This is a genomic window from Haloplanus ruber (assembly GCF_024494725.1).
Taxonomy (GTDB): Archaea; Halobacteriota; Halobacteria; order Halobacteriales; family Haloferacaceae; genus Haloplanus; species Haloplanus ruber.
The window spans coordinates 603,028-621,568 of the sequence record NZ_JANHDK010000001.1 but is presented as its reverse complement, the minus strand read 5'-3'; the positions used below and the strand labels follow the sequence as shown (position 1 = coordinate 621,568).

Annotated in this window: 20 protein-coding genes and 1 tRNA gene; 15 read left to right on the top strand and 6 right to left on the bottom strand. The window is 68.1% G+C overall.

Annotated elements, in window-relative coordinates; genetic code table 11:
• Positions 1-53 precede the first annotated feature (53 nt).
• Positions 54-785 (bottom strand): competence/damage-inducible protein A, encoded by a 732-nt coding sequence (locus NO878_RS03345; protein WP_256404543.1) that lies wholly within the window; start codon positions 783-785, stop codon positions 54-56.
• A 164-nt stretch (positions 786-949) separates the two neighbouring features.
• Between NO878_RS03345 and NO878_RS03340 the strand changes: the two genes are divergently transcribed.
• Positions 950-1,708 carry a zinc-ribbon domain-containing protein gene (locus NO878_RS03340; RefSeq protein WP_256404542.1) on the top strand — a complete coding sequence of 253 codons (759 nt, stop codon included), beginning with the start codon at positions 950-952 and terminating at the stop codon, positions 1,706-1,708.
• 13 nt (positions 1,709-1,721) lie between these two features.
• Here the strand turns inward: NO878_RS03340 and NO878_RS03335 are convergent, their stop codons facing one another.
• Positions 1,722-2,582, bottom strand: coding sequence for a 3-hydroxyacyl-CoA dehydrogenase family protein (locus NO878_RS03335; protein WP_256404541.1), 861 nt, complete (start codon positions 2,580-2,582; stop codon positions 1,722-1,724).
• 49 nt (positions 2,583-2,631) lie between these two features.
• On the bottom strand, positions 2,632-3,411 hold the full coding sequence (locus tag NO878_RS03330; RefSeq protein ID WP_256404540.1) for an SDR family NAD(P)-dependent oxidoreductase: 780 nt from the start codon (positions 3,409-3,411) through the stop codon (positions 2,632-2,634).
• A 178-nt stretch (positions 3,412-3,589) separates the two neighbouring features.
• Here NO878_RS03330 and NO878_RS03325 point away from each other — a divergent pair, with 178 nt between their 5' ends.
• The 11 genes from NO878_RS03325 to NO878_RS03275 all read left to right on the top strand — a co-directional run bounded on the left by NO878_RS03325 (position 3,590) and on the right by NO878_RS03275 (position 12,300).
• Positions 3,590-4,402 (top strand): class I fructose-bisphosphate aldolase, encoded by an 813-nt coding sequence (locus NO878_RS03325; protein ID WP_256404539.1) that lies wholly within the window; start codon positions 3,590-3,592, stop codon positions 4,400-4,402.
• On the top strand, positions 4,402-5,250 hold the full coding sequence (locus tag NO878_RS03320) for a class 1 fructose-bisphosphatase (RefSeq protein WP_256404538.1): 849 nt from the start codon (positions 4,402-4,404) through the stop codon (positions 5,248-5,250). The genes NO878_RS03325 and NO878_RS03320 overlap by 1 nt, the downstream gene beginning before the upstream one ends.
• A gap of 93 nt (positions 5,251-5,343) precedes the next feature.
• Positions 5,344-5,742 carry a hypothetical protein gene (locus tag NO878_RS03315; protein ID WP_256404537.1) on the top strand — a complete coding sequence of 133 codons (399 nt, stop codon included), beginning with the start codon at positions 5,344-5,346 and terminating at the stop codon, positions 5,740-5,742.
• Between the two features lie 36 nt (positions 5,743-5,778).
• Positions 5,779-6,606 carry an HpcH/HpaI aldolase/citrate lyase family protein gene (locus tag NO878_RS03310; RefSeq protein ID WP_256404536.1) on the top strand — a complete coding sequence of 276 codons (828 nt, stop codon included), beginning with the start codon at positions 5,779-5,781 and terminating at the stop codon, positions 6,604-6,606.
• A gap of 54 nt (positions 6,607-6,660) precedes the next feature.
• Entirely contained in the window at positions 6,661-7,914 is a 1,254-nt protein-coding gene (locus tag NO878_RS03305; RefSeq protein ID WP_256404535.1) for a Glu/Leu/Phe/Val family dehydrogenase, read from the top strand.
• A gap of 78 nt (positions 7,915-7,992) precedes the next feature.
• Positions 7,993-8,065: transfer RNA gene (locus NO878_RS03300), tRNA-Arg, on the top strand.
• A 99-nt stretch (positions 8,066-8,164) separates the two neighbouring features.
• Positions 8,165-8,422 (top strand): DUF7553 family protein, encoded by a 258-nt coding sequence (locus NO878_RS03295; protein WP_256404534.1) that lies wholly within the window; start codon positions 8,165-8,167, stop codon positions 8,420-8,422.
• A gap of 4 nt (positions 8,423-8,426) precedes the next feature.
• Positions 8,427-8,807 (top strand): hypothetical protein, encoded by a 381-nt coding sequence (locus tag NO878_RS03290; RefSeq protein ID WP_256404533.1) that lies wholly within the window; start codon positions 8,427-8,429, stop codon positions 8,805-8,807.
• 171 nt (positions 8,808-8,978) lie between these two features.
• Positions 8,979-10,877 carry an arginine--tRNA ligase gene (locus tag NO878_RS03285; RefSeq protein WP_256404532.1) on the top strand — a complete coding sequence of 633 codons (1,899 nt, stop codon included), beginning with the start codon at positions 8,979-8,981 and terminating at the stop codon, positions 10,875-10,877.
• A 40-nt stretch (positions 10,878-10,917) separates the two neighbouring features.
• Positions 10,918-11,481 carry a thermonuclease family protein gene (locus NO878_RS17150; RefSeq protein ID WP_256404531.1) on the top strand — a complete coding sequence of 188 codons (564 nt, stop codon included), beginning with the start codon at positions 10,918-10,920 and terminating at the stop codon, positions 11,479-11,481.
• Positions 11,482-11,676: 195 nt separating this feature from the next.
• Positions 11,677-12,300 (top strand): METTL5 family protein, encoded by a 624-nt coding sequence (locus tag NO878_RS03275; protein WP_256404530.1) that lies wholly within the window; start codon positions 11,677-11,679, stop codon positions 12,298-12,300.
• A gap of 10 nt (positions 12,301-12,310) precedes the next feature.
• On the opposite strand, the gene NO878_RS03270 is transcribed toward NO878_RS03275, so the two are convergent.
• The 3 genes from NO878_RS03270 to NO878_RS03260 all read right to left on the bottom strand — a co-directional run bounded on the left by NO878_RS03270 (position 12,311) and on the right by NO878_RS03260 (position 14,625).
• The gene (locus tag NO878_RS03270) at positions 12,311-13,975 is read right to left on the bottom strand and encodes a rhomboid family intramembrane serine protease (protein ID WP_256404529.1); all 1,665 of its coding nucleotides are present in this window, start codon (positions 13,973-13,975) and stop codon (positions 12,311-12,313) included.
• A gap of 91 nt (positions 13,976-14,066) precedes the next feature.
• A complete protein-coding gene (locus NO878_RS03265; RefSeq protein WP_256404528.1) occupies positions 14,067-14,345 on the bottom strand; it encodes a UPF0058 family protein in 279 nt (92 codons plus the stop codon).
• A 67-nt stretch (positions 14,346-14,412) separates the two neighbouring features.
• Positions 14,413-14,625 (bottom strand): ribbon-helix-helix domain-containing protein, encoded by a 213-nt coding sequence (locus tag NO878_RS03260; protein ID WP_256404527.1) that lies wholly within the window; start codon positions 14,623-14,625, stop codon positions 14,413-14,415.
• 171 nt (positions 14,626-14,796) lie between these two features.
• On the opposite strand from NO878_RS03260, the gene NO878_RS03255 reads away from it, so the two are divergent.
• The 3 genes from NO878_RS03255 to menD are packed head-to-tail and all read left to right on the top strand — an operon-like array spanning position 14,797 to position 18,533.
• Positions 14,797-15,390, top strand: a complete 594-nt coding sequence (locus tag NO878_RS03255; protein ID WP_256404526.1) for a molybdopterin-dependent oxidoreductase — start codon at positions 14,797-14,799, stop codon at positions 15,388-15,390.
• A gap of 36 nt (positions 15,391-15,426) precedes the next feature.
• A complete protein-coding gene (locus NO878_RS03250) occupies positions 15,427-16,764 on the top strand; it encodes an isochorismate synthase (protein WP_256404525.1) in 1,338 nt (445 codons plus the stop codon).
• On the top strand, positions 16,761-18,533 hold the full coding sequence (gene menD / locus NO878_RS03245; RefSeq protein WP_256404524.1) for a 2-succinyl-5-enolpyruvyl-6-hydroxy-3-cyclohexene-1-carboxylic-acid synthase: 1,773 nt from the start codon (positions 16,761-16,763) through the stop codon (positions 18,531-18,533). The genes NO878_RS03250 and menD overlap by 4 nt, the downstream gene beginning before the upstream one ends.
• Positions 18,534-18,541 lie beyond the last annotated feature (8 nt).

Genomic DNA, 18,541 nt, shown 5'->3' with positions numbered 1-18,541 from the left:
ACCGTCGTACTCGTTCGACCGGCGGTTGCCGCCGCGGGGCGCGGTCGCCCGACTCACTCCGGGACGACGTCGATTCGCTCTCGGAGCCACGCGGCCGCGTCCTCGATTTCGGCGGCGTCGGTTGCGGTGATCTTCAACCGGTTTCGCTCGTCGCCGCTCGGGTAGCTCCCGACGGTGACGTCGAACCGCTCGCGGACGCCTGCGAGCGCCTCGACCATCGATCCCTCGGGCTGTGGGGTGTACAGCGTCGTCGAGACGGCGTCGCCGCCGAACTCGCCGGCCACGAGTTCGAAGAGGGCCTGCATCTCCGCGGGAACCCCCGGGAAGGCGTAGACGTTTTCGAGGACACAGCCGGGACACAGCCCCTCGGGGTTGACGAGCGGACGGGACCCCTCGGGCAGCGCCGCCCAGGCGTCGACGTCGATGTCAAGTTCGTGGGCCTCGACCAGGTCGGGGTTGCGCTCCCGATAGGCGGCGACGGTCTCGACGACGTCCTCGCGGACAGCGGGGTCGACGACCAAGTCACGGCCGAAGGCGTCCGCGATGGCGTCGGCAGTCACATCGTCGTGTGTGCCGCCCAAGCCACCGGTGACGACGACGGCATCGAAGGCATCACACCACCGCTCGACGGTCTCCCGAATCACCGCCCGGTCGTCCGGAACGGTAAGGATGCGGACGACCGTCGCACCCGCCGACGTCAGCCGGTCGGCGAGCCACGTCGCGTTCGTGTTCTCCGTATCACCCGCGAGCACCTCGTCGCCCACGGTGAGAATGGCGACTTCCATCGGCCGTGACGAGAGTGGCCGCGACCAAAAGCTGTCTGGATCGGTCACCAACGCGTCGCGCGAGCGGTCGATCACAGTAACGGTGAAGGGGTTGTAGTGTCACGTATCCAAACAGTTTGGCGACGACCACGACACAGGTTGCCCGTCGAAACGAACTCCCTGACATGACTGATTCCACGACCGACCCGCGCTGTCCGAACTGCGGTGAGCCAATCGGCCGGACGGCGACCTACTGTATGCACTGTTCGGCCGACCTCACCGAGGAGCGGGCAGCGGCCGACGCGGACAACGACGGCGTGTGGGACGAGGCGGAGGCCGAGGTTGGGACGGAGATGGCCGCAGGCGCCGCCGAGTCACAGGCGGACTCCGGGATCGGTGCCACCATCGCGGCGTACGGTCGTCGGATCACCGACGCGGCCGACAGGTCCGGAGCCACCGCCGGGACGGAGGGGCAAGCCAGCCGGCTGCTAGCTCCCGACGGAGCCGTCGACGGCACGCTCACCGCCTTGGTCGGCGCCGTTGGCGGACTCGTCGTCGGCGTGGTCGGCACTGTCGTCCTCGGGTTTCTCACGGGGAGTGGCGTGGCGATTCCGCTCGGCTTCGTCGCGTGGCTTGGTGCCACCGCCTATCTAGTCCGCCGACGGACGGTCCAGGATGCGGTCGCGAAAAGCGGCTACGCCGTCGCGGTCGTCTTACTGAGCGTGCCGGTGGTCGCACTCAGCCCGGCCGTCCCCGTCGACGGCGGCCTCGATGAGCGCGGCGGACTCTTCGTCGTGTTGATCCTCTTCGTGGGCGTTCCGGCCGCCATCGCCGCCGCCGTCGGGCTGATCGCCTCGCGGTTCGTGCCCGACAGCCCCGAGGCGGCCACTGGCGGGACCGATGGCGACGGTGGCGGGGATAGAAACACCGACACAAGCGGGTGATCGAACGCTCGACTCAGTCGTACTCGTAGAAGCCGGTGCCCGTCTTCCGGCCGAGGTCACCGGCCGCGACCTTCCGCTTGAGCAGATAGGGCGGCTTGTAGCGGTCGCCAAGTTCGTCGGCGAGCGTCTGGCTGGCGTCGAGACAGACATCGAGACCGATGTGATCGGCGAGTTCGAGCGGCCCCATCGGGACGTTCGTGCCGAGTTTTAGCCCCGCGTCCATGTCCGCCTTGCTCGCGACGCCCTCGTCGTAGGCGCGGATGCCCTCGTTGATCCACGGCATCAACACCCGATTGACGACGAAGCCGGGTTTGTCGTCGGACTCCCAGGTGGTCTTCCCGAAGTCCTCGGCGAGGGTGTGCGAGCACTCGACGGCCGCGTCGGCCGTCTTCTCGCCGACGACGAGTTCGAGACCTTCCATGATCGGCGCGGGGTTCATGAAGTGCAGGCCGACGACGAGTTCGGGGCGCTCCGTCACCGACGCGATGGTGGTGATCGAGAGCGTCGAGGTGTTCGTCGCGAGGATCACGTCGTCGTCGACGGCGGCATCGAGGTCCGCGAAGACCTCCTGTTTGATCTCCATGTTCTCGACGGCGGCCTCGATGACGTAGTCACAGGCCGCAAGGTCGTCGAGGTCGGTCGTGCCGGAGATGCGCTCGACCGCGGCGTCGGCCTCCGACCGGGCGAGTTGGTCCTTCTCGACGAACCGAGAGAGGCTGTCGTCGATGCGGTCGAAGCCGTCCGCGACGAGGTCGTCCTCGATGTCCCGCATCACCACGTCGTAGCCGGCGGTGGCGGCGACCTGTGCGATGCCACTGCCCATCGTCCCGGCGCCGACGACCCCGACGGTGTCGATATCGCTAAACTCTCGCATAGATCCTCTTCTGCGTGCCTGGACCGTAAGGGTAGCGACCGGCGGCGACCTACCGGACGAGGTAGCCGCCGTCGATGACGACCGATGTGCCCGTCATATACCACGAGGCCTCTGAGGCCAGAAAGACGACCAGCGGGGCGATGTCTGCCGGGGCCGCCATCTCGTCGAGGAGCATCTCGTCGAACCACTGCTGGGTCATCTCCGGTTCGTTGGCGATCACCTCGTCGACCATCTCCGTCCGGACGTAGCCGGGATTCACGTTGTTGACCCGCACGTCGTGTTCGGCCCACTCCGATGCGAGTTGGTATTTCAGCCCCTCGACGCCTGCCTTCGAGGCGTTGTACGAAAGCTGCGGTTGTGGGTGGTTCGCCATGAACGCAGAGATGGAGGAGATGTTGACGATGGAGCCGCCCCCGTCGTCGATCATCTCACGACCGACGAACTTCGCACAGTTGAAGACGCCGGTCAGGTTCACCTCGACGACGCGGTGCCACTCCGCGGCCGACATCTCCTCGGCCGGCGTGTTGATCGTGATGCCAGCGTTGTTCACGAGGATGTCGACGCCGCCGAACGCCGCGACGGTCGCCTCCGCGAGTGCTCGGGCGTCGTCCTCGTCGGTGACGTCGACTGGCACCGCGAGCGTCTCGGCGCCGGTGGTCGTGGCGATGTCGGCCGCGGCGCGTTCGCCGGCCGCTTCGTCGCGGTTGGCGACGACGACGTTCGCCCCCGCCTCCGCGAGCGCGGTCGAAATCGCCCGTCCGATGCCGCGATTGCCACCGGTTACGACGGCCGTCTGTCCGTCCAGCCGGAATCGATCCAGTACAGACATCCCGAGAGATGACAGAGTGAACGCTCCTAAAACTGTGGGGCCGACAACGCTGGAAAGCAAACCCGACTCGACCGATCCCGAGACGAATCACGATGCACGTAGTGACGCGTGGAGAGAGTCCGCCCGCTCGATCCACGACCACACGCTTTATGTGTGATTTGACCGGAACGTTCTATACATGATTCCCGGCGCTGACTCCGCGATCACTCGTGACGGCAAGGCACTAATCCTCGCGTACGACCACGGCCTCGAACACGGCCCGGTCGACTTCGAACCGGTGCCGGAGACGACTGACCCCGCGACGGTGTTCGACGTGGCCACCCACGGCGCGGTGACCGCCGTCGCGGTCCAGAAGGGCGTCGCCGAGGCGTACTACCCGTCCTACGAGGACGACGTGTCCCTGCTGGCGAAGCTGAACGGGACGAGCAACCTCTGGATGGGCGAGCCAGACTCGTCGGTCAACTGGTCGGTCGACTACGCGGCCGAACTCGGCGCCGACGCCATCGGCTTCACCGTCTACGGCGGATCGAACCACGAGGTCGAGATGTTCGAGGAGTTCCGACAGGCACAGGAGGCGGCCCGTGACCACGACATGGGCGTCGTGATGTGGTCGTACCCGCGTGGCCAAGGGCTGAAAGACGACACGAGTCCCGGGACCATCGCCTACGCCTCCCGCCTGGGTCTCGAACTCGGTGCCGACATCGCGAAGGTGAAATATCCCGGCTCGGCCGACGCAATGGAGTGGGCCGTCGACAGTGCGGGCGACATGAAGGTCGTGATGAGCGGCGGGTCGAAGACGAGCGACGAAGCGTTCCTCTCGACGGTACGGGAAGCGATGGACGCGGGCGCCAACGGCTTGGCGGTCGGCCGCAACGTCTTCCAGCGGGAGAACCCTGAGGCCATCCTCGACGGCCTCGAAGCGGTCATTTTCGAGGACGCGTCCGTCGACGAGGCCCTCGCGGCGACCGGCGCCGTCGAAGCGAGCGACTGATGCGCCGGGACGACGCCGTCGCCACGATCCGTGAGACGGTCGCTGCGACCGCCCCGGAGATCCGCGCGGGGTTGCCCGGCCGCCGCGAGAAGTCCGAGGCCGAGAACCCCACCGGTGATCGGCGGTTGGCGGCCGACGAGTACGCCGACGACCTGCTCGAAGACCGCCTCGGCGGGATCGACGGTGTCGGCGAGTACGCCAGCGAGGAGCGGGCATCGGTCGTCGACACGGGTGAGGGGCTCTCGGTTGCGGTCGATCCCCTTGACGGCTCCTCGAACCTCAAGCCCAACAACGTCATGGGCACCATCGTCGGCGTCTACGACGCCCCGTTGCCCGCTCGGGGGCGGGATCTGATCGCCGCGGGCTATGTCCTCTATGGCCCCCTCACCACGATGGTCTTCGCGGAGGATGAGTCTGCAACCGAGTACCTGATCGAGGACGGCACGGCGACGACGCTCCGCGAGGACGTGACCCTCCCTGCGGACCCGACCGTCTACGGCTTCGGTGGACGGGTCCCCGACTGGCCAGACGACTTTGTGGCCTACGCCGAGTCGGTCGAGAACGAACTCAAACTCCGCTACGGCGGGGCGATGATCGGCGACGTGAACCAGGTGCTCACCTACGGCGGGGTGTTCGCCTACCCCGGCCTCGAATCGGCGCCCGAGGGCAAACTCCGCCTCCAGTTCGAGGCCAACCCCGTGGGATACGTGATCCGGGCGGCGGGCGGCCGGACCTCCGACGGCGACGGCTCGATACTCGACGTCGATCCCGACGGCCTCCACGACCGGACGCCGACCCACCTCGGTAACGCGTCGCTGATCGAGCGGTTGGAGTCGGCACTCGACTGACCCGGCCATCGCTCGGCGTGTTGCCCCCGGTAATGAGTCGTTTCCGCCGCGTATGCGGCGTATACTCACGGGGGACGTTGCTGTGGCATCGGTATGGCAACCAACACGGACTCCGCGAACAGCCGGCGTCCGGAGACGGTCGGCCCGTCGGTCGGCGGTGCGTACGTCGCCACCGTCGCCGCCCGGACGACGGCGTACACGACCTGGCTCTGGGCGTGCGCGCTCGGGGCGCTCGCGCTCGACGTCGCGCTCACCGTCGTCGGCCTCCGTCTCGGCCTGACCGAACTCAACCCCGTCGCCGCCGGCCTCATCGCCGATATCGGGACGCTCCCTGCGCTCGTCACGCTGAAGGGCGTTGCCGTCGGCGTCGGCCTCGCCGGGCGAGCCGTCCTACCCGCCGCGTACTACGGTCTCATTCCCGTCGGCCTGGCGCTCCCGTGGACCGTGGCCGCCGTCCTCAACCTGGCCACGGTCGGCGTCGTCCTCCTCTGACCCGGGATTGATGTCCCGGGCCGCCCAGCCCTCGATATGGCCCGCCGAACGGTCCTGTTCACGCCGGGTGACCGCCCGGATCGGTGTCGCACGGCACCGGCCACCGGCGCCGATACGGTCGTGTTCGACCTGGAAGACGCCGTCGCGCCGACCGACGCTGACGCGGCACGCGAAGCCGTTAGCGACCTGCTTTCCGACCCCACCTTCGACCCCGTGAACGCGGAGGTAGCCGTCCGTGTCGGGCGGTCGCCGGCCGCGGATCTCGACGCGCTTGTCGACGTGTCGTCGCGTCTCGACGCGGTGATGGTGCCGAAAGCGACCGCCGAGCGGGTAGCTACCGTCAGCGAGATGCTCGCCGCCCGCGACCTGTCGGTGCCGATCCTCGCGCTGATCGAAACGGCAACTGGCGTCCTCGACGCACGCGAAGTCGCGGCGGCTGCAGCGGTCGACGCGCTCTGTTTCGGCGCCGAGGACCTCGCTGCCGACCTCGGCGCGACCCGTACGGGCGCGGGAACGGAGGTGCTGTACGCCCGCCAGCGGGTCGTCGTGGCGGCGCGGGCGGGGGGTGTCGACGCTGTCGACACCGTCCACACCGACCTCGACGACGATTCGGGCCTCCGCGAGTCGAGCGAGTTCGCCGCCACGCTCGGCTACGACGGGAAGATGGTGATCCACCCCGACCAACTCACCGTCGTCGTCGAAGGGTTCGCCCCCGACCCCGAACGGGTCGCGTGGGCCCGCCAGGTGCTCGACGCTGACGAGGCGGCCGAGGGTGGCGTCTTCGAGGTGGACGGCGAGATGATCGACGCGCCGTTGCTGGCACAGGCCGAACGGATTCTCGACCGGGCGGATGGGTGGGAATGAGCGTCCCGGACCGTCGAAAGGTCTGTATTGCAGGAGAGCAAACCGGCGGGCCAGATGGCGGACATCAACCCGTTCGAGAGTCTCCAGGAACAGATCGACGACGCCGCGGCCTACCTCGACGCCGGCCCGGACGTGATCGAGCGACTCAAACGCCCCGAGCGTGTCTTGGAGACGACGCTCTCGGTGGAGATGGACGACGGATCGGTCGAGCAGTTCCGCGCCTACCGCGTCCAGTTCAACGGGGACCGCGGGCCGTACAAGGGCGGCATCCGATACCACCCGAACGTCACCCAGGACGAGGTGACGGCGCTGTCGGGGTGGATGGCGTACAAGTGCGCCGTGGTCGACATCCCGTACGGGGGGGCGAAAGGTGGCATCGCGTTCGACCCTCGGTCCTACTCCGAGACGGAACTCGAACGGATTACGCGTGCGTTCGCGACCGAACTCCGGCCACTCGTCGGCGCGGATCGGGACATCCCCGCGCCCGACGTCAACACCGGTCAGCGGGAGATGAACTGGATCAAGGACACCTACGAGACCCTCGAACGGACGACCGAACCCGGCGTCGTTACCGGGAAGTCACCGTCCTCCGGAGGAAGCGCCGGTCGGGTCGAGGCCACGGGTCGGTCGACGATGCTCGCCGCGCGGGAGGTTTTCGACTACCTCGGACGGGGCATCGAGGGCGCGACGGTCGCCGTGCAGGGCTACGGCAACGCCGGATCGGTCGCGGCGACGCTCCTCGACGCCGCAGGCGCGACGGTCGTCGCGGTCAGTGACTCCCGCGGCGGCGTCTACGCCGCCGACGGCCTCGATGCCGCGGCGGTCAAGCGGCACAAACGCGAGACCGGATCGGTCGTCGGCTACTCCGACGCCGACGAGGAGTTGACGAACGAGGCGTTGCTGACCGCGGACGTGGATCTGCTGGTCCCCGCGGCCTTGGAGAACGCCGTCGACGCGGAGATTGCCCGTGACGTGCAGGCCGACGTGATCGTCGAGGCGGCCAACGGTCCCCTGACCCCCAACGCCGACGATGTTCTCACCGACCGCGATGTCTACGTCGTCCCCGACATCCTGGCGAACGCCGGGGGGGTCACCGTCTCGTACTTCGAGTGGGTGCAGAACCGACAGCGGTTCGCGTGGACCGAAGCGCGCGTCAACGACGAACTCGAACGGGTCGTCACTGAGTCGTTCGACCGACTGGTCGACACCTACGAGTCGACCGCCGTACCGAACCTCCGGACGGCCGCGTACGTCGTCGCCATCGACCGCGTCGCCGACGCCGCCGACGACCGCGGCAACTGGCCTTGAGTGGAGGGGCCACTCCGTCCCGCACCGGCGCCCGATCAATAGGTATATACGTGATTCCGGGCAACATCGAGTCGACGTGTCCCGGTAGGGTAGTGGACTATCCTCTTGGCTTCCGGAGCCAGGGACCGGCGTTCAAATCGCCGCCGGGACGTTTCTCCTGACCCCGAGCGACAGCGTAGCGTCCGTGACACGCACCCATCGGTGTCGATCCAGCTGAAGCTATTTGAGTATCGAGCGTCAAGTGGGCGATATGCGGACGCTAGAGGAGGTAAACCGGCGGTTACTCGACGCCATCGAGGAGCCACCGGACACCGGCGAGGAACGGCGACTCGACGAACTCGCCGCGACGTTTTGGGAGCGTGCCCGGCGCGGCGAGGGCCTAGACGCCGGCTATCGCTGTCGGGTCCGATACAAGCTACGAACCATCGCCGAGACGACTCACGACGCCCGGGCGCGACACCTAGAGCGCGCTCGCGAGTTGCTCGCCGAACGCGCGGCGTCCGGGTAATCGCGTGACCGGCGACACCGACGGTCCGGTGTCACCACGGCGGGCGGCCACGGCGGCACTCGGCGTGGGAGCGGCCGTCGCCCTCGGGCTGTTCGCCGGGGTCGGAACCGGCCCGTACGTGGCGTTCGCGACGGCGACGATATACGCCGGCGCGGCGTATTTCTACGTCACGTTCGACCTGTCCCTTGGCGCGACGCCGCTCGAGTTCGAGCGCCGAGCGGATAGGCTGGGGTACGCGGTGGGACTGTTCGGAACGAGCGTGAGTCCGCTGGTGTTGGCCCAGCGGTACGGCGGCGAGTCGGTCGTGTTCGTGACCTGGACACTGGGACTGATCGCCTTCCTCGTGTTCGTCCCGCGGGCACACCGCGTGTCGACGCGGGACTGAGAGCGAGCGGCGCTGTGCAGGACCCAGGGCGGATCGGCGGTCATCGGTTCTAGCGGTTGCAGACCGCCGAAGACACACTCGGCGGGAAACGGGGACAGCGGTCCGTACGGACCCTCGATGGTGGCGATGTAGTGAGATTTATCCCGCAGTAGGGGCGAGGATTTCCGAAGAATGCTTGGAGCCATCAAGCGCGAGCTATTCGAGGGGATACGCGTCGCGGTCGGCGATGCAGGCTACGACCGCGACGTCGAGCCCTCGACCGTCGAGTTGGAGGACTTCGACGACGAGGAGAAAGGGGAGTTCTCGTCCGCGGTTTCCTTTGCTATCGCGGCCGACGCGGGGGCGAACCCGATGGCGGTCGCCGAGGAGATTGCCGACCGGCACCGCGAGGCCGGGTTGCCCGACGGAATCGCCTCGGTCTCCGTCGAGAACGGTCACATCAACTACCACCTCGACGTAGACCAGATGGCTCTGCGAACGCTGTCGACAATCGACGCGGAAGGGGCGGCCTACGGGACGCGAGATCGGGACGACCCCGACCGGATCGTCGCCGACGTCTCCTCGCCGAACATCGCCAAACCGCTCCACGTGGGTCACCTGCGGAACACGATCCTCAGCGACGCGTTGATGAACGTCTTGGAGGCGCGGGGCCACGACGTGACCCGTGACAACCACCTCGGAGACTGGGGGACACAGTTCGGCAACCTTCTCCACGAGTACGTCGAATTCGGCGACGAGACCGCCTTCGAGGACGACCCTATCGCCCACCTCCTGGAACTCTACCAGCAGTTCGAACAGCGGGACTCGATGCTGGAGGACGTCGAGGAGTTCGACGCCGTGACCGACGCGTTCGGTGAGGCGGTCGCCGAGGAGCGAGCGTTCCACGTCGACGACGGCAAGGAGTGGTTCGCACGCCTCGAACGCGGTGACGAGCAGGCGGTCGAGCGCTGGGAGCGGTTCCGAGAGGCGAGCATCGAGCGCTTCAAGCGCGTCTACGCCGAACTCGGCGTCGACTTCGACCTCTGGCTGGGTGAGAGTTTCTACGCCCGTGAGGGGTGGAACGACCGGGTCGTCGAGAAGGCCCTCGACGAGGACGTGGCGATGCGCGGCCCGGACGACTCGGTGTTTATTCCGATCTACGCCGACGAGTACGGCGAGGCGGGCGACCCGTCGACCGCGGCCGTCGACGCGTCGCTGGACCGGGCGCGTGAGCTGCTCGACGAGGCCGGAAGCGTCGCGGACGCCGACTTCGACGCCTTCTACATCGTCAAGTCCGACGGCTCGACGGTCTACGGCACCCGCGACCTGGCAACCATCGAGTACCGGGTGAGCGAACTCGGCGCCGACCAGTCGGTCTACGTCGTCGCCAGCGAGCAGAACCGCTACTTCCAGCAACTGTTCGTCGCCGCCCGGAAGATGGGGTACGACGACGTCCACCTCGAACATATCGACTACGGGATGATCAGCCTCCCCGAGGGGAGTATGTCGACCCGCGGCGGTCAGATCGTCACCGTCCGCGAGGTGCTCGACGCGGCCCGGGAGCGCGCCCGCGACATTGTCGCGGAGAAGGGTCGCGACGTTGCCGAGGAGGGGATCGACACCATCGCCCGCAAGATTGCGCTCGCGACGGTCAAATACGGGATGGTCGCCTCGAACCGCGGCAAGGACATCACCTTCGATATCGACGAGGCGGTCTCGCTGGAGGGCGACACCGGCCCGTACGTCCAGTACGCCACCACCCGCGCGTACAGCATTCTCGATGCGGCGGAGACGGTCCCCGACGTCGAGGGCGTCGATCCGGCGGCGTTCAACGACACCGACCACAACCTGCTCCATCACCTCGGCCGCTACCCGCTCGTGCTCGGGCGGTGCGAGGAGCGATACGACGCCGCACCTCTCGCCCGCTACCTGCTGGAGCTGGCACACGTGTTCAACTCCTTCTATCACAAGAACCGCGTGCTCGACGCCGAGGACGCGGCAGCGGAGCGTCTCGTCCTGACCGACGCGACTGCACAGGTGTTCGAGAACGGCTTGGGGCTGCTCGGCATCGATACGCTCGCCGAGATGTGATCGACGGGGCACTTTTGCCCGCCCGGCCCGACGAGCAGCCGTGAACCGGAGTCGTGCGCTCGTCGTCGTACTCTGTCTCGTGAGCGCCGGCTGTCTCGGGGTCGGACCTGCCCCGTCAGACGCCGGTGAGACGACGACGGCGACGCCCGCGAGCGAAACGACCGTCCGCGTAACCGACGTGGTCGACGGCGACACACTCGACGTGCGGTTTCCGGACGGGCGGACCGACACGGTACGACTGCTCGGGGTCGACACGCCGGAGGTCCACGTCGAGAACGACCCCGCGGAGTTCGAGGGGGTGCCCGACACCGAGACGGGTCGTCGCTGTCTCCGCCGCCACGGCGAGGCGGCGACGACCTTCGCCGTCGAGCGACTCGCCGACCGTTCGGTCACCCTGCGCTTCGACGCGGCGGCCGGCCGGCGCGGCGGCTACGACCGACTGCTCGCGTACGTCCGCGTCGACGGCGAGTCGTTCAACGCTGCGTTGCTCGAACGCGGCCACGCGAGACTCTACGACAGTTCGTTCCGGGAGCGGGACCGATACGCCACACTCGAACGGGCCGCCCGCACAGACGGCCGTGGCGTCTGGTCGTGTGCGGCCTGAGAGAATGCGGTGGAGAGCGTGTGAGCGCCGGACGAGCCACAGCCGTGTGTCCCGCCCGACGTGATTACCACTGTGTATTCGCAAAGACTTTAGTATAACCAGAAAATATGTTATGACGAGTATGACACCCACACGGTCCCGGAGGCAGACGACGGACAAACGGACGGCCTGGGCCCGTGGGGCGGTGGGTCGATGATGGCGACCAAGGCTGGACTCGCCGGGCAGTTGGCCGTCGTCGCCGGCTTCGAGAACCCGCAGGCCGCCCTCGAACAGTATCCGACACCGCCGGAACTGGCCGCACACGTGGTTCACGTGGCCGACCTCAACGACGACATCCAGGGCCGGACGGTCGTCGACCTCGGCGCGGGGACGGGGATGTTCACGCTCGGAGCGGCGCTGCGCGGCCCCGAGCGAGCGGTCGGGGTCGAACTCGACCGCGACGCGCTGGAAGTCGCCCGCGAAAACAGGCGGCGGGTCGGCACCCGAACGGAGATTCACTGGGTACAGGGCGACGCCACCAGCGCCCCAGTCGATCCGGACGGGCCGACGACAGTCGTGATGAACCCGCCGTTCGGCGCGCAGTCGGGCAACGAACACGCCGACCGGGCGTTTCTGGCGACGGCCGCCGAGATTGCCGACGTCTCCTATTCGGTCCACAACGCCGGCAGCCGGGAGTTCGTCGAGGCGTTCGCGGCCGACAACGGCGGCGAGGTGACCCACGCCTTCGCGGCGCAGTTCTCCCTCGACCGACAGTTCGACCACCACGCGGCCGACCGTCACGAGATCGATACGGAAGTGTTCCGGATCGAGTGGTCCTGAGGCCGACGGCTCACTCGTAGGTTTCCTGTCTCGCGACCCGAACCCGCGTCCCACCGTTGAGGGCGTAGACCCGTCCTTCGACGTTGAGGAACTCCAAGCCACCGACCGATATCGTCTGGTTGGTGGCGGGCATTGGCGCGACCGACGACCGGTTTCCCACCGAGACGTTGAGGCGGAAGCCCTCCGGCGCCGCTTCGAGGGTGACGTTCCGGCCGGCGATTACGGGGTCGGCCCGCGCCGGCGGCGAGGTGTAGGCGGTTACGTTTCGGTCCCCGTATGCGAGACCGACCCGGTAGACCGTCCCGCCGCCGATGGCGTTCCACCCGGTTCGACGGACGCGGACGGAGTCCCGCCACCCGACGCCGCCGACGCGGACCTGCGTCGACCCGGTGAAGTCGAGTCGCCCCTTTGAGACCGCGGTCATCCAGATACCGCGGTCGCGGTTTCTGACGATCACCCCCGAGGTGTTGACCTGTGTCGTCTCCCCGAACGCCTCCACATCGATCACCGACACCATTCCGTTCGGTACGTCCTCCGCGTAGGTTACCTCGTACCCACGAACCGTGATCGGATCGCTCTCCCCGGGCAGGTCGCCGGACTGGGCCGTCATCAGGTTGATTGGAACCGCTGGTCCGGCGATGGCGGCGGTACAGAGCAACAGGGCGACCCCGCCGACCTGCCACCGCGGAATCGCCTGCAGGGCGTCCGGACTCTCCGGTGCCGACAGGAGCGGCCGGGCCGACGCCGCGACCGTTCCCGCGACGAGCGCCGCCAGGAGGACCACCAGCGCGAGGCCGGCCGCACGATAGAGGACGTAAGTCTCGCCGCCGCGGTACCAGTAGACCGCCCACATCGACTGGGCGACCCCGAAGAGCACGACGCCGACGGCGACGCGGGCCGCCGACGGTCGCTCCGCGTCGCTGGACCGGAGGAACCACACCCCGAGGAGGACGCCCGCGAGGAGTCCGACCGCGTGCCCTTGGATGGCGATGTCGGCCCACCACGGCGAGGAGTATGATGGCCCGGCGCTCGCCGACAGCGTGGGGGTCTGGAGCGCCCGATAGAGCGTCCGGACCGCGTTGCCGGCGCTCAGCGCGACGACCGTCGTGATCGGGTACCGCACCAGTGCGAACCCCGCAAAGGCAAAGACCACCCCCGAGAAGCCGATGATCGGACCGAGCGAGAAGGCGGCGGTGAACAGGCCGACGGCGACGACGGCGGCCGGGAACACCACGAACGCCCGCACGTAGGGGTTGGTCCACGCCGCGGTGAACGTCTGCGTGCCCCGTTCGTGGGGGAAGTGACTCCAGGCGTACTCCGCGACCGGTGCCAACACGAGCGTCCCGACGAGGTTGCCGACGAGGTGACCCGCGCCGGAGTGAGAGAACCCGGCAGCCAGTATCCCCAGCGGGTAGAAGTACGACCACGCCCGAAAGGGGATGGTGACCGGGTTGTACCAGTCGCTCCACCCACCCTGGACGAACAGGTACACCGTGAGGACGACACCAACTGAGACAAGTGTTCCCCAAGGAACGCCAAGGACGAACCGTGAGCGCAGGTGTGCTCCCCACCGACCGCGCGGCCGGTCAAGCGCGACGACGGCGGCGACAGCGATTAGCAGAGAGAGACCGACCGCCAATCGAAAGAGAGTCGCCGCGTCGGGCGCGTCAAGCATGTCCCCTGTTCACGCCCCGGTCGTAATGAATCCGACGGGCGGCGACGTGGCCGTCGCTCGGCGGGGAGCCACCAACGGAGCGAATCGGGCGTTACAGCTTGCTTTCGGCGTCCTCGGCAAGTTCGGCCATCCGCTTGCCGACCCGGCCGGCGTCCGAAAACTCGTCTTCGCTCATCGCCGTCGCCAGGGCGTTGCCGAGAACGAACACCGCGTGTTTGTGCTCGCTTTTCGACTTGTGGACGTGCGAGGGGTCGACGCTCAGTGACTCGTAAGGGTCGAAGAGTTCGCTGTCGACGGTCTCTTGACTCCGAAAGTAGTTCATGATCGTCACCATCTGCTCGTGGAGTTCGAGGAGTTCCTCCTTGTGCATGCTGTCGCGTACGGACGAAAGCCGGTTAAGGATTACTGCGCCGCTCCCAAGAGAGGGACCGCAGCGATTAGAACACGTACTCGTCTTCGTGACCCATCATGCCCTCGTCCTCGAAGCCGGGCTCTTCCTCTTCTATCGGACCGCTCGTCTTGTACGCCCGGATCCCCGTCGAGAGCAGTTCCTGGATGGCTTCCTCCCGGTTGACGAACTCCCCTTGCTCGATCAACTGGGCGATCTGCATCTCCAGGTGTTCCGGGACCGTTATTTCCACGTTCGGCATTTGGACGTTCGACGCTTTGGAAGGGGCGTATTTAAATTCTGTGGGGGAAAGCCCGGCTTTCAAAAACTGAAGGTTTCACCAGCCAAGGATATTCTCGGATAGGGCAAACTGTAATTCTCGAATCCTATACCCTATCGACACGCATAGGTGGCTTCGGGCGCCACAGACGGTATGGTCGAAGACGTCACCGGGCTCTACCGCGAGTTCGGCGACGAGCGCCTCCCGCCGGGACAACACCGAACCGAGGGGTTTCCCGTCCTCTCGAAGGGGAACGAACCCAGGGTCACCCGCGAGGAGTGGTCGCTCACACTGAGCGGTGCCGTATCGGAGCCACGAACCGTCGACTGGGAGGCGTTCACGTCGCTGGACGTCGAGACACAGCGACAGGACTTCCACTGCGTGACCGGGTGGAGCCGGTTCGATTGTGAGTTCACCGGCGTGCCTTTCCAGACGCTTGCCGACCACGCCGACGTCGACGACGACGCGGAACACGTCCTCTTTCACGCCGCGGACGGGTACACGACCGACCTCCCCCTCGATGCGTGTCTGCGCCCCGAGACGCTCCTCGCGTTCGCGTTCGACGACGACCCCCTCCCGCGGGAACACGGCGGCCCCGTCCGCGTGGTCACACCCCATCGCTACGCCTACAAGGGCGCCAAGTGGGTCACCGGGGTCGAGTTCCTCACCGAACCGGAACGCGGCTTCTGGGAGAAGCGGGGCTACTCCGTGACGGCGAACCCTTGGCGCGAGGAACGCTACGGATAGTTAGGTAAAAGAGTGCGGCGGCCTCACAGGTTTATAATGGGTGTCCCGCGAAGCGACGAGACGGGAACGCGTCTCGTCAGTCGATCGATCCGGGCGTCGGTCCCCTCGCTCCGTGTCGCCCTCGACGCGCTGCCGGCGCCGCGGACGTTCTGGACGGGACCCGACGAGGCGACGGTGGTCGCCGGCGGCGTCGCCGCCGCAATCACCGCCGACGGACGAGACCGATTTACCGCCGTCCGCGAGGGTATCGACCGGCTGTTGCGCTCCGGCGACGTCCACGCCGGCACCGAGGCCGCCTGCCCCCGACTGTTCGGCGGCTTCGCCTTCCACGACGACGGCGGCGACGGCTCGGTCTGGGCCGACTTCCCTGGCGCGCGGTTCGTTCTCCCGCGCGTGCAGGTGACCGAAACCGACCGCGGAACGTGGCTGACGGTCAACGCCGTCGGCCCCGACGCGACAGTCGCGGCCGTCGAGGACCGCCTCGACGACGAACGCGAACGGCTGGCGGGCCTCGACGACTCCGACCCGGGGCCGCCGCCCGAGATCGTCTCGCGGACGCGCACCACCCCGCGGACCGCGTGGCGTGACTCCGTCGCGGCCGCCGTCGAGCGGATCCGCGCCGGCGACCTCCAGAAGGTCGTCCTCGCACAGGCGCTCGACGTGACCCTCGACCGGCCGCTCTCGGTGCCCGACGTCCTCGCACGCCTCGGATCGACCTATTCCGACTGCTATCGTTTCCTCGTCGAACCGACGGCCGGCGCCGACCGCCCGAGTTTCTTCGGTGCGACCCCCGAGCGACTGGTGAGTCGACACGGCCGCACCGTCGCCACGGGGGCGCTGGCCGGGACGACCGGCCGCGGCGACACGCCCGCCGAGGACGACTGGCTGGCCGAAGAACTGCTCGACGACGAGAAAAACGTCCACGAACACGAACTCGTCGGGGAGACCATCCGCGAACAGCTCGCCCCCTTCGCGTCCTCGATCAGCGCCGGCGAGCGTCGCGTCCGCCGCCTAGAGACGGTCCAACACCTCTTTACCCCCATCACCGCGACGCTGGATCGAGACACGCACGTCCTCGAGTTGGTGGAGGCGCTCCACCCGACGCCCGCCGTCGGCGGCCTCCCGCCAGAGCGGGCGCTGGCGACCATCCGCGAGACGGAGCCGTTCGACCGCGGGTGGTACGCCGCCCCGGTCGGCTGGGTCGACGCCGCCGGCAACGGCACCTTCGCCGTCGCGATCCGCTCTGCTCTCGCTCGAGACACGTCGACCACGCTCTTTGCCGGGGTCGGCGTCGTCGCTGACTCCGATCCCGACCGTGAGTGGGACGAAGTACAGCTCAAATACCGCCCGATCCTCGACGAGTTGGAGCGATGAGCGCGCCGAACCGAAACGTCCTCTGGGGGCGGGCGCTCGTCGACGAACTCGTTCGCGGCGGCGTCGAGCACGTCGTCGCGTCGCCGGGGAGCCGTTCGACGCCGCTGGTCACCGCCGCCACCGAACACGACGAGCTGACGGTGTATTCGGTCCTCGACGAGCGGTCGGCGGCCTTCTTCGCGCTGGGACGGGCCCGTCGCACCGGCGAGGTGACGCCCCTGATCTGTACCTCCGGTACCGCCGCGGCCAACTATCACCCCGCCGTGATCGAGGCCGACCGCGGGCGCGTCCCGCTGCTCTTACTCACCGCCGACCGCCCGCCGGAACTCCACGACAGCGGCGCCAACCAGACCGTCGATCAGGAGAAGCTGTACGGCGACGCCGTTCGGTGGTACGCCGACTTGCCCGAACCCGAGGCTGAGGAGCGGAAGCTCCGTTCGTTGCGGACGACCGCCGCCCGCGCGCTCGCTGCGGCGACGGGGACGCCTGCGGGGCCGGTCCACCTGAACTGCCGGTTTCGCAAACCCCTGGAGCCGACGCCCGTCACCGGAGACGTGCCCGCGGACCTCGACCCCCTCGCGGCCGTCGGCCGTGACGGCGAGCAACCGTTCGTGCGAACGACGGCGGGGGTGCCGCGACTCGACCGCGCCGACGTTCGACCGCTCGTCGAAGCCTTGTCGGTCGAGCGAGGGCTGATCGTCGCCGGGCCGACCGATCCACCGGGGGTCGACCCCGAGGCGATCACGGCGCTTGCACACGCGACGGGCTTTCCCGTTGTCGCCGATCCGCTCTCGGGGCTTCGCTTCGGCGGACACACGCGCGTGACGACGACCGTCGGCGGCTACGACGGCTATCTCGACACACGCGTGACCGACGACTGGCCCGACCCCGAGGTGGTCGTCCGGGTCGGCGCCTCGCCTACCTCGAAGCGCCTCCGACAGTACCTCGCGCGGACCGACGCCCGGCAGTTCGTCGTCGACCCCGCGAGCGGCTGGCGCGAGGCGGCGTTCCGGGCGACGGATCTGGTCGTCGCCGATCCCTCGCGGCTCGCGGCCCGACTGGCGGAACTCGTCGGCGGCCCGGACGCTCCGGCGTGGCGCGAGCGCTGGGCCGAGGCCGAACGGGTCTACCGCGAGACGGTCGGTGACGTTACCGACGACGGCGCCGGCGGCTACTTCGAAGGCGCCGTCCTCGCGGACGTGGCCGACCTCGCACCCGAGCCGTCGACGCTGGTGGTGTCGAACTCGAACCCGGTTCGTGACGCCGACCGATACGCCCCGCCAACCGCGGCGAACTACACCGTCCTCGGCAACCGCGGTGCCTCCGGCATCGACGGCGTCGTCTCGACCGGCCTCGGTGCCGGCAGCGCCACGACCGACCACTGTACGCTCGTCGTCGGCGACCTGGCGTACTACCACGACGGCAACGGACTGCTGTCGGCGCTCCGGTGTGGCGTCGACGCGACGGTGGTCCTCATCAACAACGACGGCGGCGGCATCTTCCATCGCCTCCCCATCGAGTCCTTCGATCCCCCCTTCACCGAGTCGTTCAAGACGCCACACGGTCGCAGCTTCGAGCCGACGGCCGACCTCTACGATCTGACACACGTCGCCGTCGACGGCCGCGAGGCGTTCCGCGACGCCTACGCCGACGCCGTCGGGCGCGACGGTGCGGATGTGATCGAGGTGCGCACCGACGCCGAGGCCAGCCAGCGAACGCGGGAGCGCCTGGTCGAGGCAACCGTCGAGGCCCTTGTGGACGGGGCGTAATCGGCGCC

Coding starts and splice junctions, on each gene's coding strand:
- NO878_RS03260 (WP_256404527.1), bottom strand. CDS start 14,625: ATGCCGAACGTGGAAATAACGGTCCCGGAACACCTGGAGATGCAGATC.
- NO878_RS03285 (WP_256404532.1), top strand. CDS start 8,979: ATGCTTGGAGCCATCAAGCGCGAGCTATTCGAGGGGATACGCGTCGCG.
- NO878_RS03265 (WP_256404528.1), bottom strand. CDS start 14,345: ATGCACAAGGAGGAACTCCTCGAACTCCACGAGCAGATGGTGACGATC.
- NO878_RS03310 (WP_256404536.1), top strand. CDS start 5,779: ATGGCCCGCCGAACGGTCCTGTTCACGCCGGGTGACCGCCCGGATCGG.
- NO878_RS03275 (WP_256404530.1), top strand. CDS start 11,677: ATGGCGACCAAGGCTGGACTCGCCGGGCAGTTGGCCGTCGTCGCCGGC.
- NO878_RS03330 (WP_256404540.1), bottom strand. CDS start 3,411: ATGTCTGTACTGGATCGATTCCGGCTGGACGGACAGACGGCCGTCGTA.
- NO878_RS03315 (WP_256404537.1), top strand. CDS start 5,344: ATGGCAACCAACACGGACTCCGCGAACAGCCGGCGTCCGGAGACGGTC.
- NO878_RS03335 (WP_256404541.1), bottom strand. CDS start 2,582: ATGCGAGAGTTTAGCGATATCGACACCGTCGGGGTCGTCGGCGCCGGG.
- NO878_RS03255 (WP_256404526.1), top strand. CDS start 14,797: ATGGTCGAAGACGTCACCGGGCTCTACCGCGAGTTCGGCGACGAGCGC.
- NO878_RS03270 (WP_256404529.1), bottom strand. CDS start 13,975: ATGCTTGACGCGCCCGACGCGGCGACTCTCTTTCGATTGGCGGTCGGT.
- menD (WP_256404524.1), top strand. CDS start 16,761: ATGAGCGCGCCGAACCGAAACGTCCTCTGGGGGCGGGCGCTCGTCGAC.
- NO878_RS03320 (WP_256404538.1), top strand. CDS start 4,402: ATGCGCCGGGACGACGCCGTCGCCACGATCCGTGAGACGGTCGCTGCG.
- NO878_RS03250 (WP_256404525.1), top strand. CDS start 15,427: ATGGGTGTCCCGCGAAGCGACGAGACGGGAACGCGTCTCGTCAGTCGA.
- NO878_RS03305 (WP_256404535.1), top strand. CDS start 6,661: ATGGCGGACATCAACCCGTTCGAGAGTCTCCAGGAACAGATCGACGAC.
- NO878_RS03325 (WP_256404539.1), top strand. CDS start 3,590: ATGATTCCCGGCGCTGACTCCGCGATCACTCGTGACGGCAAGGCACTA.
- NO878_RS03340 (WP_256404542.1), top strand. CDS start 950: ATGACTGATTCCACGACCGACCCGCGCTGTCCGAACTGCGGTGAGCCA.
- NO878_RS03345 (WP_256404543.1), bottom strand. CDS start 785: ATGGAAGTCGCCATTCTCACCGTGGGCGACGAGGTGCTCGCGGGTGAT.
- NO878_RS03295 (WP_256404534.1), top strand. CDS start 8,165: ATGCGGACGCTAGAGGAGGTAAACCGGCGGTTACTCGACGCCATCGAG.